Below are 13888 nucleotides of genomic sequence, written 5' to 3'. Positions count from 1 at the left end.
AGGGTAGCCGGTCCGTTCAGCCCTGGGACGGATCCGGCACGGTAGGGGAGCCGACGTGCGCGCCTCCGTGGATCACCCCAGCGGCAATCGAGCCGCCGCCCGCGCGAATGTCCGCATTGCCGCCCACGGCCAAGCCCCCCGACCCGGCGCTCACGCCGCCCCGCGAGGCATGCTCCTCGAGCAGGCTTCGCAGTTCATCGGCAGCCTGACCGCGCTCGGCACCGGCCATGCTCTCCAGCACCGCCTCGATACGGGCTTGCCAGGATGCCTCCTGACGGATCCGGGCCCGCTCCCCCTCCATCGGGTCGGCGGCTTCCATCGCGATGGCAGTCTGATCCAAGCGCTCCAGCTCCGCTTCCTCGTGCTGCGTGTCACCCCGGCCGAACCACCGCGCCACCGCCTGCCGCAACCCGGCCCATGTATCCGTACCCGCGGCTGTCACCACCGCCGTGCCGCCAGACGCGGCCAGCGCGATCAAAGCCTGATCGAGCATCCCTGCCCTCCCCCGGTCGCAGATGCTGTTCTGACGGTAGCGCCGCAAGCAGCAGCCCACCATGCCCGGCGGCGTGGTCAGATCCTTTGTTCCCACCAGCCGGTCACATCGGCTCGCCCCCACACGTCGCCTCGAGCACGCGTATGTCGACTCTCCTAACCAGCACCGGGAACTCGCACCGGGCCGAACTTGGCAGTTGAGGCGCTGCACGCCGCATGCGTGCCCGTCTTCCGCATGGATACCACGCCAGTTCCTCGGACGCGGACGCCTGCGCGCCCTCCCCCACCCCCTTGCAAAAAATCGCTTGATGGAGAGCAAGCATTTTTTTGCGAGGGGGTGGGGCAGGGGCCTCTATGCCGACGTCACTCCCACCGTGGCTCGCCACAGACGTCGGGGCGCTCCTTCGCCTCCGCCGGAAACTTGACGTTCCCGGCGTCGGTCATCCACTCCCGCCCACCTGCGACCGGACGCAGGAAGGCAACGCGGGGCCCCGACATCCTGTGGTCGAAGAGAAGATCGTCGACGTGACAGACGGCCTGGAGGACGCCGACGCGCCCCGTGGCAGCGTCGTACGCTTCCTGGCCCACCTTCGGGCCCCTGTACGGCGTCGGCCGGCTCATACGGGCAACCCCCAACGGGCCGTACGACCCGGCGTTTCGTGGGACGGATGACGGCGGCGCAAGATCTCGTACGTGGTCGCCTTGCCGTAATCCCCGTCCTGCTTGGCCTTCTCGCGCAACGCGATGTACTCCCCGCACTTCGCGCAGTCTTGGGTTCCGGCGGTCATGCCCCGCACCATCAACGACTTCACCGCCGCGTCCCCCGCTCCAGATGCTTACGGATCGCCTTGGCCAAAGCCTCAGCCCGCTGCTCCAACTCCTTGAGAGTGGGGCGCGGCCCGGAACCCCCCTGCGTCTCTGGTGGAGGTGTCTCCGCGCCCCGGCCGACCGCGCGCACGAGCCCTTTCAGGGCCCACTCCGCGAGGGTGTGTACACCCGCACGAAGTAGCTCTCGAACGTTTTTCGGATTGGTGGCGCCAGAAACACTCATGCGTTTCAGCCCGGTAATGACAGTGGCCATTTAACTGCCTCCCATCTCTGAGAAGTTGCTGGGCAGACGGGCTTTTCGGGCGCAGAGATCGACTGGCTTCAGCTGCCGCCCCAACCCGACCCTCGGTGCCTGAACTACTTTTCTGTACCTACATGGGTATCTGCAAGTGAAACTGCCGCTACGGTGAAAGTGGCACATGCCTCCGCGTCAACAGAGGCTGTCGCCAAGGGAACAGGAGATGGCAGACTCGGTACGGCAACGTGCCGATGCCGTACAGGGGCACGTGGAGGGAACAGAGATGGCAGCACGACGAGGTGCTACGTTCCGCCGCCGGGAACTCGGCAAAGAGCTTCGCCGCCTACGAGAGAAGAACGGCCTCACCATCCTGGAGGCAGCCGAAGGGCTCGGGTTCTCCGACGCCAAGCTCAGCCGGGTGGAGACAGGCCTCAACGGGTTACCTCGTGTAGCGGACATGGAGAAGCTGCTCGACCGCTACGGTGTCACCGACGTCGATGACCGCGAATCTCTGCTGACCCTCCACCGCGAGTCGCTCACCAGTGACTGGTGGAGGCCGTACCGCAGCGTGATGCCGTCGGGCTTGCACACGTACGTCGGGCTAGAGATGGACGCTCGCGCAATGCGTTCTTGGCAGTCGACCGTCGTCTTCGGGCTGCTGCAGGCGGAAAGCTACGCACGGGCTCTGTTCATGACCGCCAAGCCTGTTGACGAGACGACAACGGAGTTCGTGGAACACAACACGCGCGTACGCATGGAGCGAAAAGAGATCATCACGCGGGAAGAGAACCCGGTAGAACTCCGGGTCATTCTCGATGAGTCGGCGCTTCGCCGCGTCGTCGGCGACCCAGAGGTCATGCGGGAGCAGTACAAGACCATCGCCGAACTCTGCCAGCTCGACAACGTGACCGTCCAAGTGCTGCCGCTATCCCTGGCCACGTACCGGGCGACCGACAATTTTATCGTCCTTGACTTCGACGGTGGCGTGGACTCGGTTGTCGGACTCGAATACAGCAGCGTGAGCTTCACTGACAAGAAAAGCGAGGTATGGAAGTACAACCGCCGCTTCGACGCCATGCGCGAGGGCGCCCTACCTCCCACAGAAACCCCCCGTTTCCTCACGGAACTAGCACGAGAGTTGGGTTAGTCATGATCGTCCGCATACCTGAAGACGCCTGGTTCAAGTCCTCCTACAGCACGCAGGAGGCAGGCGCCTGCGTAGAGATCGCAGACCTGACCACCGCGGTCGGCGTCCGCGACTCGAAGGACAAGACCGGCCCCGCCCTCCTCATACCTGCCACCGCGTGGGCCGCATTCGTGAGCGGGGTGCGTACCGGCCGTCTCTGACGGCCAACCCGCGATGGGCGGCCCCGCCGCGGTCACCCCTGGCGCGCGCCGCCCATCATCGCTCACTGCCTGGGCACAGACTGACCACGTCACACTGCAGGATCGCCTGGTAGGGCTGCCCCTCGAACTCCGCAGCACGCGCATGGCGGACATCCGGCAGGAACCGCCACTGCGAGGGTTTGATGTGCCTCGTCCGGTCAGCCCTCTCCACGTGGGTGTTCAGTGTCCGAGCCCGCGGGTCGTTCGTCTCGACCAGAACCTCGTCCGCTTCGAGCGGAAAATGGTCGTGCAGCAGACACAGGCCGAAACGGTCGATGTTTCCGTGTTTCTTCAGTACCGCGATCAGGTCCCGTATGAATTCTGCGTCCTGCGGTCCCAAACCCTCGGCTTCCTCAAATCGGGGAAGCGCGGGCCTTTGCGTGGTCACCTTTTCGCTGGGCATAGTCTTCTCCTACGGATCAGCCTATGGACCCCCGGTAGATCGTAAGCCGCTGCGCACCGCCCCGCAATCCGGGGCAGTCCGTTCGGGGCGCGACCAACAGGGTTGAACGTCGGCTTCCCGCTGCGCGTCTGCCGTCTCCACTCCTCCTCTCATGAGTAGGAGTGGAGGATGATGGCAATCCGGTGGTGGCGCTGGCTGGCGCGGTTGATCGTGGTGGTGGGGTGGTGGGCATGGTGGCCGACAGAGGCGCAGGCAACTGCCCATAAGGGCTGCGATGCGGGGTCCATCAAAAATCCCGGCGTTGATGCCACGATCCAGTTCACCCATCATCATCAGACGTTCGTCCAGGCACATGCGATCACGACGGTCAAGGTGCCCATGGCTTGGTCCCAGGCGGATTCGCTGACACTGAGCGATGAATCCGACGACTACCGACGGGCGATGCGCTGTCTGCTGCGCGGAGAAGAAGCATTTCCGCCCCGTCGGCCGGAGGAATGGCGTCTCGACCCTCCTCGGGTGAAAGCCGAGGGACACTGGGTGACGGTTCACTATGAGGCGTATGCCTGGATCTATAAATTCGGGACGACCCGGCTCGGGCCCTGGCAAATCAAAGTCAGCAAAGGAAAGAACATCTGGCAGGTCGCCCTGCCGCAAAAGAAGCTGCCGGAAATACTGAAGAAAGCGCGATGGACAAACATCGAAATCAAGCCGGGCGGCCTCAGCGTTCGCAAGGAAAAACCAAAGGCGTCGCTCGCAAACGAGAAATCTCGGGCTTGGAAAGGCCGACAGCGGCAGGATGTGTCGGTCGGCCTGGCACCGCCCTGGCACGCTTCGTTCGCGCTGGAAAGCGCCAAACGGCCCTTCTGGAGCAGACTGGGCATCGGCCTGTGGTGGGTGTGCGGCTCGGCGGTGTTCGCGCTGGCGGTGCTCCGTACCCGCACGCGCTCGTCGGTCCGGCCGAGATGGCTGGTGTGGTGCCGACAGTTGCCCGGGCGGCTGGCCCGCGTGGTGGGCGTGGGCCCCAGGACAACGGGCTTGCGGTGCACCCAGCCGCGCGCGACCACCCCACCCGAGCCGTCGCGGCCACGCGCGCGACGGCCACGGTGGTGGACGCGCGAAGCCGACAAAGACGTCAGAGACCACCCGACGCCGGCGGCCCTGCTGTGGTGGGCCGGGCTCAGCGCGGGGCTTGGCCTGACTCTCGCCCTGCTCCCGCCGAAACTCCGCTCATTCACCGTGTGGCAGAGCTTCCTCGGCATCGCGGCAAGCGTGGCCCTTATCGTCGGCGCTCGCCCATGGTGTGCCATCCCGTTGTCCGATGCTCCACAGGCCGGGCCGGAAAATCCTGCCCGGCACAGTCGGACGCTCGCCCATGGCACCATCCTGACTTCGGCAGCGATGGCCGCGCTCGGACTGCTGGTGGTTGTGGCCCCCCAACGCTTCCACCTACCCCGGCACATGGCACCACCCGACTCCGGTGCCGTCGGGCAGATGGTCCTTCAGCTGGTCATGGTGTGGGTGTGGCTGGCCGCGATGGCGGCTTGGGCATGGCGGTTCGCCGGCGAAGGCGGGTTGGTCCCCAGATCCTGGGCGGAGGCCTGGAACAGGGCGCCCGGACGCTCTCTGGGAGTCGTCGGCTCGCTTCTGGGCGTGGTCGCGGTGCTGATGCTGGTCTCGTACTGGCGGTCCGCCGACGTCAATTGGCGACGTGCCACCTGGCTCAGTTCCGAGCACGACCACAGGTACAGCGCCGAACACGCCAAGTACCTCCGGGACACTCTGGTGAGCTTCGGACCGACCGGGCTTCAGTGGGCTTACGTCTACACGTGGGTGCTGACGGACATCGCTCTCGTGGCGCTGCTGAATGCCCGCGCGAAGGCCGCGCAGCAAAAGGCCGACCGCTCCGTGGAGCAGGTCTCCCTGGGGCCGTCTCAGAACGACATGCGGCTGACCTCGCTTGTCTTCGCCATTGTCGTGGCGACCAGGCAGTCGCTCTTCGCGGGCTCCTCCCTGCTGCTCGTCGTCTGGCTCCTGCTGAATATCGCCGCTCTCTACGCCGTACGGGGAGTAGGTCGCCGATATTCGGTGCTGACTCAGGCGGGAGGAGACTTTCTCACCCAGGCGTTGGGGACCGCGCAAGGCCGTGCCGACATGCTGGAGAAAGCCCACGAGTACCGCAACGTACACAGCCGGCTGCGCCTGGTGGACCAGGGCCATGCGGAAAAGGGGACCACCAGGGAGATGCTGGAGGACCGGCTGCGCCGGCTGCGCCATTGGCGGCCCGCCGGCTGCGACCGCGACTGTCTGCCCGATCAGGTGTCCGTCATGGACGTGGCCCTGAGCTGGGGACCGTATGACAGCTGGTGGGACAACGCACGGCATGCGGCACGCCTGGCGTTCCTCTTCGGGATTCCGGCCAGTGGCGCCATCGTGTGGGCCACATACCTCAAAGGTGCCAAGCAGCTCATGCAGACGAACGCCAACACCACGGCGCTGCCGGAGATCGTGGCGAGGTTCCTCACCTGGCAGATCGCATGGGCCGGCGCGGGACTCATCCTGGGTGCTCTGTGGCGCATGCTGCCGGGTCGCCGCGGCCCGGCGCGCGCGTTGAGCCTGACGGTCGCCTACGCCATTCCCATCGGCGTGGGCGGCGTGGTCAACCGCATCACCGACACCGAGCTGGGCAACGCGATCCTCAGCGCATCACTCATGCTCATCGTCCTGACGGTGACGAGCATCGCGATGGATGCGGCGACTTTCAGCAGCGAGAGACAACTCTGGCCGACTCGGTTCAGCCTTCTGCTCTCGATCTACCAGATGCGCGCGCTCTCCGTACAGCTCGCCTACCTCGTTGCCCAGCTGGCGGCCGCGGCAGGAATCTGGAAGGTGCTCGCGGGCGGGGTGCTCAACCCGCATTAGGCGCCGGACCGTCCCGGCGCGCGCTAGCGCGCGCCTGTGCCCGAGTTGGTGAAGTCGGCCTTGATGGCCGGCTTGGTGTCGGTGACCGAGGTGTCGGCCTTGCGCGGAGCCGGGGCGGCGGAAGCGTCGTCGTTGCTGATGGCTGCGGTCAGGGCCAGGGCGGATGCGGCGACCACCGTGGCGACCGTGGTACGGACGGCGCGGGTGCGGCGGAAGGCGGTGGCATTCATGGTGAGCTCCCCCGGAAGATCGGTGACCGGCCGGCTCGAAGCCGGTCTTGCTCGGTACGGCTATGAGCTTTCCGCGCTTCGCTGCCGCCTCGCTAACGTCCCGCTAACGACGGCCGACGCCGCGTTTGGTCGGTCACTCCGGCCGCGAGCGCAGCCGCGTCTTGAGCACCTTGCCGCTCGCGTTTCGCGGCAGCTCAGTCAGGAACTCCACCTGCCGGGGCACCTTGTAGTTGGCCATCTCTCGCCGTGACCAGGCGATCAGATCGTCCGCCGTCAGCGTCGTCCCCGCGCGCCGCACCGCGTATGCCTTCCCCACCTCGCCCAGCCGCGGGTCCGGGATGCCGATGACCGCGATGTCGGCGATATCGGGGTGGCGGGCGATCAGCTGCTCGATCTCGGCCGGGTAGGCGTTGAAGCCGCCCACGACGAACATGTCCTTGATGCGGTCGGTGATCCGCAGATTGCCGTCGGGGTCCATGACGCCGACGTCGCCCGTGCGGAGCCAGCCGTCCGGGGTGATGGCCCGGGCGGTGGCGACGGGGTCCTCGAAGTAGCCGCGGGTGATGTGATAGCCGCGGACCCAGACCTCGCCCGGCTGTCCCGGCGGGAGCTGCGCGCCGCCGGCGCCGACGACCATGATTTCGGTGTCGGGGATGGCGCGGCCGGAGGTGGCGGAGACGACCTCGGGCGGGTCGCCGCGGCGGCACATGGTGACGGTGCCGGAGGCCTCGCTGAGGCCGTAGGCGGTCAGGACGGTGGCGACGCGGAGTTCGCTGCGGAGGCGTTCGACCAGTTCCAGGGGGACGACGGCGGCGCCTGTGATGACCAGGCGCAGGGTGGACAGGTCGTGCGCGGCGCGGGCCGGGTGGTCGAGGAGGGACTGGTACAGGGTGGGCGGGCCGGGGAGGACGGTGATGCGTTCGGCGGCGATGTTGGCGAGGGCGGTTTCCACGTTGAAGACGGGCTGCGGGACCATCGTCGCGCCGCGGGTCAGACAGGCGATGATGCCCGCTTTGTAGCCGAAGGTGTGGAAGAACGGGTTGACGATGAGGTAGCGGTCGCCCTCCGTGAGGCCTGTGACCTCGCTCCAGGTGGTGTAGACGCGGACGGTCTGGGCGTGGGTGATCACGACGCCCTTGGGGTTGCCGGTGGTGCCCGAGGTGAAGGTGATGTCGGAGGGGTCGCCGGGGCGTACGGCGGCGGCGCGGGTGCGTACCGCCTCGGAGGAGATGCGCTCGCCCGCCGCCAGGAAGTCCTTCCAGGAGCGGAAGTCGGCGGGGGCGTCGTCGGCCAGGACGACCACCTCGCGCAGGTACGGCAGACCGGGCAGCGGGTCGCGGCCCGGCCCCTCGCCCGTCGCGCGGCGCAGCGAGGCCACGTACGAGGTGCCGAGGAAGGTGCCGGTGACGAAGAGGTGGGTGGCGCGGGTGCGCCGTAGGACGTACGCCGCCTCCGCGCCCTTGAAGCGGGTGTTGACGGGGACGAGCACCCCGCCCGCCGTGACCGCGCCGAGCGCCGCCACGATCCAGTCGAGGGTGTTGGGCGCCCAGATCGCGATCCGGTCGCCCGCCTCGACGCCCGAGGCGAGGCACGCCGCCGCGGCCCGCTCCACGCGCTCGCCGAGCTCCGCGTACGAGATCCGGGTGCGGCCCTCGACGACCGCCTCGGTGTCGCCGTAACGCTCCACCGCCGCCCGTACCAGCGCCGGGATGGTCTCGCGCATCGGGTCACCTCTCGCAGTACCGGTCCGCGTAGCTGACTGTCCGTCAGATTAGCGGTAGCCTTCCCCGCTGTCAGCATCGATGCGCCAATGAACGCGACCACGGAGGTGGCGATGGGGGCGACCTTGAAAGACGCGACCGCGATAGCCGGCATCGGCCAGACCCCCTTCGCCAAACGCCTCCCCGAGTCCGAGAAGACCCTGGCCTGCCGGGCGATCCTCGCCGCGCTCGACGACGCCGGGATCGCCCCGTCCGAGGTGGACGCCTTCGCCTCGTACACCATGGAGGAGACGGACGAGGTCGAGGTCGCCAAGGCCATCGGGGCCGGGGATGTGACCTTCTTCAGCAAGGTCGGCTACGGCGGGGGCGGCTCCTGCGCGACCGTCGCGCACCTGGCCGCCGCGATCGCCACCGGCCAGGCGAGCGTCGGGGTGGCCTGGCGCTCGCGTAAACGCGGCAGCGGCCCGCGGCCGTGGACGAACATCCGCGTACAGCTGCCGACCCCCGCGCAGTGGACCCGGCCGTACGGGCTGCTGCGGCCCGCCGACGAGATCGGCCTGCTGGCCCGCCGCTATATGCATGAGTACGGCGCCACCCGCGACCACTTCTTCAACGTCGCGCTGGCCTGCCGCAACCGGGCCAACCAGAACCCGGCCGCGATGATGTACGAGCGGCCGCTGACCCGGGAGATGTATATGACGGCCCGCTGGATCAGCGAGCCGCTGTGCCTGTTCGACAACTGCCTGGAGACCGACGGCGCGCTGGCCTGCGTCATCGTCTCCGCCGAGCGGGCCCGCGACTGCCGGCGCCCGCCCGTGTACATCCACTCCGTGGCCCAGGGGCTGCCCGCCCAGCACCACGGGATGGTCAACTACTGGAACGACGACCCGCTCACCGGGCCCGCCTGGACCGCCGCCCGCCAGCTGTGGAAGTCGGCCGACCTCGGGCCGCAGGACGTGGACGTGGCGCAGATCTACGACGCCTTCACCCCCCTGATCCCGCTGTCGCTGGAGGGCTACGGCTTCTGCGCGCGCGGCGAGGGGGCCGCGTTCACCGAGGGAGGCGCGCTGGAGATCGGCGGGCGGCTGCCGCTCAACACCGGCGGGGGCGGCCTCAGCGAGGCGTACGTGCACGGCTTCAACCTCATCACCGAGGGGGTCAGACAGCTGCGCGGGACCAGCACCGCGCAGGTGCCGGACGCCGCGACCTGCCTGGTCACGGCGGGTGAGGGGGTACCCACATCGGCCCTGCTGCTGAGGAGTTGAGCGAGGAGATGACACGGTCCGGTATCCGGGACGGTTCCGGTGGCGCGGCGGAAGACGGGCTCGCAGACGGGCTGCTTGTGCCCGTCCCCGACGACGACGGGGCGCCCTTCTTCGGCTACGCGGCGCGCGGCGAGCTGCGCGTCCAGACCTGCGCCGACTGCGCCGAGCCCCGCTTCCCGCCCCGCCCCTGCTGTCCGCACTGCCAGTCCTTCGAAAGCGAGTGGATCCGGACAAGCGGTCGTGGCCGGATCTGGTCGTACGTCGTACCGCATCCGCCGCTGCTGCCCGCGTACGCCGCGCAGGCGCCGTACAACGTGATCCTCGTCGAGCTCGTGGACGCCCCGCGCATCCGGCTGGTGGGCAATCTGGTCGCCGCCGCCGACGCCGCGCTCGACTCGGTCGACCCGGCGCGGATCCGCATCAACGCCCCGGTGCGGGCGGTCTTCCACCAGGCGGCGGGCGGGGTCGCGGTGGTGCGCTGGGTCCTGGAGCGGCCATGACGGTGCGTACGGAGGTCAGGGACGGCGGCGTCGCGGTCGTCACGCTCGACCGGCCCGAGCGGCACAACGCCATCGACCTGGAGACGGCCGCGGAGCTGGCGGCCGTCTGGCGGGGCTTCCGGATGGACGATTCGGTGCGGGCCGTGGTGCTCACCGGGGCGGGCGACCAGGCGTTCTGCACCGGCCTCGACCGCGCGGTACGGGTGCCACAGCCCTCGTCGCCGTATTCGGTCGACGATCCGCTGGTGAGCATCGGCCCGAAGGCGAACGACCTGTGGAAGCCGGTCGTCGCCGCGGTGGGCGGAATGGCCTGCGGCGGGGCGTTCTATCTGCTGGGCGAGGCGGAGTTCATCGTCGCCGCCGAGCACGCCACGTTCTTCGACCCGCACACCAGCTACGGCATGGTCAGCGCCTACGAGGCGGTCTACATGGCGCAGCGGATGCCCGTCGGGGAGGTCGCGCGGATGGCGCTGATGGGCACCGCGGAACGCCTCACGGCCCGGCGGGCCCATGAGATCGGCCTGGTGAGCGAGGTGACCCCGGCCGGCGCCGACCCGGTCGCCGCCGCCTTGCGCGCGGCCGCCGTCATCGCGTCGTATCCATCAGCGGCGGTGCAGGGGACGGTACGGGCGGTGTGGGCGGCCAAGGAGGCTGCGCTGACTCAGGCGCTGGCGCACGCCCCGCAGTTGGTCGCGCTGGGGAATCTGCCACCGGAGCGCCAGGCCGGGCTTTTCGCGGCCCGGACTCCGGGATTCCGTACGCGCTGAGGGGCGCCGGCCGGGGTACGTTTTCTCAGTTCGCTCAGTTCGCTCAGTTCGGCACCTTGATCACCGAGTCGACGGTGCAGGTGAAGGACGTCTGCTCGGTGAGGTAGTGGTACGCGGTGGCGGTGACCGTCTGGGAGCTGCCGGCCGATACGTAGACGGACTGGTAGTCGATGCCGAGCTGGCTGGAGGTGGAGGAGTCGGCCCACTTGACGCTGATCGAGTAACGCATGGACTGCGTCTCGGGGTTCCTGACGTTGAGCGTGTACTGGAACTCGTGCGTGGACTCGTCGTAGTCGCAGTCGCTGGCGGAGACGTCGTACCTGCCGTCCGAGTTGTAGGTGGGCGACGGGGAGTAGCTGTACGAGGGCGACGGGGTGTAGGACGGCAGGTCGGAGGGGGTGTACGACGGGAGGCCCGACGGCAGATCCGTGGGCAGGTCGGTGGGCAGATCGGTCGGCAGGCCGCTGGGGTCGGACAGCGGCTCGTTGCCGCCGGAGACGAAGCCGCCGGACCCGCTGCTGTGCCTGCCCTTCTTGCCGCAGCCGGTCAGGGCCAGCAGCCCGATCGCGGCGACGGCGACAAGGCGCATGGAGCGGCGATGCATGAATTACCCCCGTTGGAAAGACACATTCAGGCCGACACCGGGCCGTTGACGAGTGCACGCCACCCTAGTGAAGGCGGCTCCCTACCCCAAAGTCACTTCAGGAAGGGTTACATCCCGGCCGACCTGGCCCGCCCCGGCCCGTTCAGTCGACGGAGACGACCTCACACGTCACTACGGTTCCCGCAACCCCAGGATCATCCAGAGGAACTTTCACGGTCTTCGTCTGCTTCGCGGCGAAGCGCGCGTGCGCGCTGCCCGAGGTCACCTTCGAGTCCTTGTCGCGGAAGTCCATGGTGACGATGTACGTCTGGGACCTGTCGGTCTGGTTGGTCACCTTCACGGTCGCGGCCGGCTCGCCGTTCTTGTCCTTGCCGGCACACTTGACGACGGCCACGGCCGGCGCAAGCTCCCCCGGCTTGGAGGAGGAGCCGGACGACGAACCGCTGCTCGACGAGGAGTCGTTGTCGTTGTAGCGGTCGTGGTAGCGGTAGCCACCGGAACCCGAACCGGAGGAACCGGAGTCCGAGTCGTAGTCGTCGGAGCTGGAGCCGGAGTCGGAGTAGCCGCCGGAGCCGGAACCCGAACTGGAACTGGAATGGCTCGAGTTGGAGCTGGAGCAGCCGCCCCCGCCGCCCGAGCCGTGCCGCCCGTGCCCCCGGCTCTTGAAGCCGGTCAACGCCACCAGCACCACCGCGAGTACGGCCGTCAGCCGCAGACCACGCCGCATCATGTGTTCAGCCCCCGATTCCCCGTCGACCTTCCCGGCCCCCACCGGGTCCGGGCAGCGCCCGCCACCGTAGCAGGAGCTGTCAGGTACACGGCGGACGACCCGTCGGCCGACACAACGGGACCGCGACGGACTCTGCGACGGACTACCCCTGGCGCGCCGACGCCCGCGACTGGCCGGTGCCCTTGACCGCGTCCAGCGCGTAGACACAGCGGTCCTTGCTGCACGCGTACACCACGCCGCCCGCGGCCACCGGCGAGCCCGTGATCTCGCCGCCCGTCGCAAGCTTCCACCGCAGCTGTCCGCCCGCCGCGTCCACCGTGTAGAGGCAGTGGTCGGCCGAGCCGAAGTGGACCCGGCCGTCCGCGACGACCGGGGAGCCGATGACCTCGCCGCCCGCCGCGAAGCGCCACTTGGGCGTGCCGGTGACCGCGTCCAGCGTGTACAGCGCGGAGCCGCTGCCCAGATGCACCGACCCGTCCGCCACCAGCACCGGCTCGATCGACTGACGCGCCTCGGTGGCGATCCGCCAGCGGTCGCGGCCGTTCGCCGCGTCCAGGGCGTAGACCGTGCCGAGGTAGTCGGCGATGTACACGCCGCCACCCGTCACCGCGGGCCCCGGCGCGTACGCGGGGGCGCACAGGAAGACGGCGGGCGACTCGAAGCGCCACCGCACCTCCCCGCGCGCGATGTCGATCGCCAGTACGCGCGTGCCCGCCGCCACGTACACACACCCGTCGGGGGCCGACAGCAGCCGCACCGGGACCCCGCCGCAGGACGCCGCGTCGCCGATCGGGTACGACCAGCGCTCCACGCCCGTGCGCGCCTCCAGGGCGCGCAGCCGCGCGTCCGCCCAGACGAAGACCGTGCCGTCGTAAATGGCCGGCCCGGACTCGGGCGTCTCGAAGTCGGTCTGGGCGCCCTGCATCTCCCACAGCAGTTCGCCGTTCGCGGCCTCCCATGCCTGGACGCCGCCGCCGCGGGTGCCGGTCACCACCGTGCCGCGGTCGACCTTGAGGGAGTAGACCCAGCCGTCCGTGGACAGCCGCCACCGCTCGGCGCCGTCCTCGGCGTCCAGCGCGTACAGCGTCGGGCCGTCCGAGGCGTGGATCCGGCCGTTCGAGACGGCCATGGCCCAGGCCACGTCGCGGGTCTTGAACTGGCGCCGCCCCGTGGCCACGTCCAGCGCGTGGACCTCGAAGGACGTCACGTACAGCAGCTCGCCCGCGACGGCCGGGGTGCCCCATACGTCGTTCGACATGCGGAACCGCCAGGGGCGCCAGCGGCCGTGCGCACCGCCCCCGCCGGGGGCCTCGGAGGCGTCCGGGGAGGGGGCCGAGGTGGGCGGGGACGACGGCGGCGGAACGGCGCCGGTCACGATGCCGCCCTCACCTCCGTTCCCGCCGCCGGTCAGGCCGGTCGGCGGGCGCACCCAGCCGGTGGCGGGGCCCGTCTCGTGCTGCGGCTGCGGCTCGCGCCCGTCGGTGGCCCGGCGGCCGGGGCCGATGGGCACCTTGGAGCCGGGCAGCCGGACCGACGCATCGGCTCCGACGGGCGCCGGGCCCGTGGCACCCGCGGGACGCCCCGTAGGACCTGTCGGGCCGGCGGCTACGCCGGGGCCGGCGGGGCCAGTGGGGCCCCCGGGTCCGGTGGGGCCTTGGACGGAGGGCGGCGCGGCCTGGGAGCCCGACGGGCCCGCCGCCCCGGGCGCGGCGTGCAACGCGCTGCTGGACGGTTTCTACCGGCCGCTGGTCGAGCTGCGCAACCAGGGGCGCGGCTACGCCGTCTCGCTGGTCAAGGCGGGGGTG

15 protein-coding genes are annotated in these 13888 nt (G+C 69.3%); 6 read left to right on the top strand and 9 right to left on the bottom strand.

Features of this window, described 5'->3' with window-relative positions; translation table 11 throughout:
* Positions 1-16 precede the first annotated feature (16 nt).
* From ACWDSL_RS19595 to ACWDSL_RS19585, 3 genes are all read right to left on the bottom strand, one after another.
* On the bottom strand, positions 17-493 hold the full coding sequence (locus ACWDSL_RS19595) for a hypothetical protein (RefSeq protein WP_450486976.1): 477 nt from the start codon (positions 491-493) through the stop codon (positions 17-19).
* 362 nt (positions 494-855) lie between these two features.
* Complete coding sequence (locus tag ACWDSL_RS19590; RefSeq protein ID WP_450486974.1) at positions 856-1113, bottom strand: hypothetical protein; 258 nt, start codon at positions 1111-1113, stop codon at positions 856-858.
* The gene (locus ACWDSL_RS19585) at positions 1110-1280 is read right to left on the bottom strand and encodes a hypothetical protein (protein ID WP_450486973.1); all 171 of its coding nucleotides are present in this window, start codon (positions 1278-1280) and stop codon (positions 1110-1112) included. The genes ACWDSL_RS19590 and ACWDSL_RS19585 overlap by 4 nt, the downstream gene beginning before the upstream one ends.
* 561 nt (positions 1281-1841) lie before the next feature.
* Here ACWDSL_RS19585 and ACWDSL_RS19580 point away from each other — a divergent pair.
* Positions 1842-2705, top strand: a complete 864-nt coding sequence (locus tag ACWDSL_RS19580; protein WP_450486971.1) for a helix-turn-helix domain-containing protein — start codon at positions 1842-1844, stop codon at positions 2703-2705.
* A 2-nt stretch (positions 2706-2707) separates the two neighbouring features.
* Complete coding sequence (locus tag ACWDSL_RS19575; RefSeq protein ID WP_450486969.1) at positions 2708-2905, top strand: DUF397 domain-containing protein; 198 nt, start codon at positions 2708-2710, stop codon at positions 2903-2905.
* A 55-nt stretch (positions 2906-2960) separates the two neighbouring features.
* Here the strand turns inward: ACWDSL_RS19575 and ACWDSL_RS19570 are convergent, their stop codons facing one another.
* Complete coding sequence (locus ACWDSL_RS19570) at positions 2961-3347, bottom strand: hypothetical protein (protein ID WP_450486967.1); 387 nt, start codon at positions 3345-3347, stop codon at positions 2961-2963.
* 168 nt (positions 3348-3515) lie between these two features.
* Here ACWDSL_RS19570 and ACWDSL_RS19565 point away from each other — a divergent pair, with 168 nt between their 5' ends.
* The gene (locus ACWDSL_RS19565; protein WP_450486965.1) at positions 3516-6266 is read left to right on the top strand and encodes a DUF6185 family protein; all 2751 of its coding nucleotides are present in this window, start codon (positions 3516-3518) and stop codon (positions 6264-6266) included.
* A 23-nt stretch (positions 6267-6289) separates the two neighbouring features.
* On the opposite strand, the gene ACWDSL_RS19560 is transcribed toward ACWDSL_RS19565, so the two are convergent.
* The gene (locus tag ACWDSL_RS19560; protein ID WP_450486963.1) at positions 6290-6496 is read right to left on the bottom strand and encodes a hypothetical protein; all 207 of its coding nucleotides are present in this window, start codon (positions 6494-6496) and stop codon (positions 6290-6292) included.
* Positions 6497-6629: 133 nt separating this feature from the next.
* Complete coding sequence (locus ACWDSL_RS19555) at positions 6630-8219, bottom strand: FadD3 family acyl-CoA ligase (protein ID WP_450486961.1); 1590 nt, start codon at positions 8217-8219, stop codon at positions 6630-6632.
* 111 nt (positions 8220-8330) lie between these two features.
* Between ACWDSL_RS19555 and ACWDSL_RS19550 the strand changes: the two genes are divergently transcribed.
* Genes ACWDSL_RS19550 through ACWDSL_RS19540 form a run of 3 tightly spaced genes read left to right on the top strand, consistent with a single transcriptional unit; the run spans position 8331 to position 10749 of the window.
* Positions 8331-9482, top strand: a complete 1152-nt coding sequence (locus tag ACWDSL_RS19550) for a lipid-transfer protein (protein WP_089509857.1) — start codon at positions 8331-8333, stop codon at positions 9480-9482.
* Between the two features lie 8 nt (positions 9483-9490).
* Positions 9491-9982 carry a Zn-ribbon domain-containing OB-fold protein gene (locus tag ACWDSL_RS19545; RefSeq protein ID WP_450486959.1) on the top strand — a complete coding sequence of 164 codons (492 nt, stop codon included), beginning with the start codon at positions 9491-9493 and terminating at the stop codon, positions 9980-9982.
* Complete coding sequence (locus ACWDSL_RS19540; protein WP_450486957.1) at positions 9979-10749, top strand: enoyl-CoA hydratase/isomerase family protein; 771 nt, start codon at positions 9979-9981, stop codon at positions 10747-10749. The genes ACWDSL_RS19545 and ACWDSL_RS19540 overlap by 4 nt, the downstream gene beginning before the upstream one ends.
* Positions 10750-10792: 43 nt before the next feature.
* Here the strand turns inward: ACWDSL_RS19540 and ACWDSL_RS19535 are convergent, their stop codons facing one another.
* The 3 genes from ACWDSL_RS19535 to ACWDSL_RS19525 form a co-directional block, all read right to left on the bottom strand.
* On the bottom strand, positions 10793-11338 hold the full coding sequence (locus ACWDSL_RS19535; RefSeq protein WP_450486955.1) for a hypothetical protein: 546 nt from the start codon (positions 11336-11338) through the stop codon (positions 10793-10795).
* 157 nt (positions 11339-11495) lie between these two features.
* The gene (locus ACWDSL_RS19530; protein ID WP_450486953.1) at positions 11496-12083 is read right to left on the bottom strand and encodes a hypothetical protein; all 588 of its coding nucleotides are present in this window, start codon (positions 12081-12083) and stop codon (positions 11496-11498) included.
* A 142-nt stretch (positions 12084-12225) separates the two neighbouring features.
* The gene (locus ACWDSL_RS19525) at positions 12226-13593 is read right to left on the bottom strand and encodes an outer membrane protein assembly factor BamB family protein (protein ID WP_450486951.1); all 1368 of its coding nucleotides are present in this window, start codon (positions 13591-13593) and stop codon (positions 12226-12228) included.
* Positions 13594-13888 lie beyond the last annotated feature (295 nt).

It is taken from the genome of Streptomyces sp. NPDC000941 (genome assembly GCF_053599555.1).
This window is presented reverse-complemented; position numbering and strand designations above follow the sequence as displayed.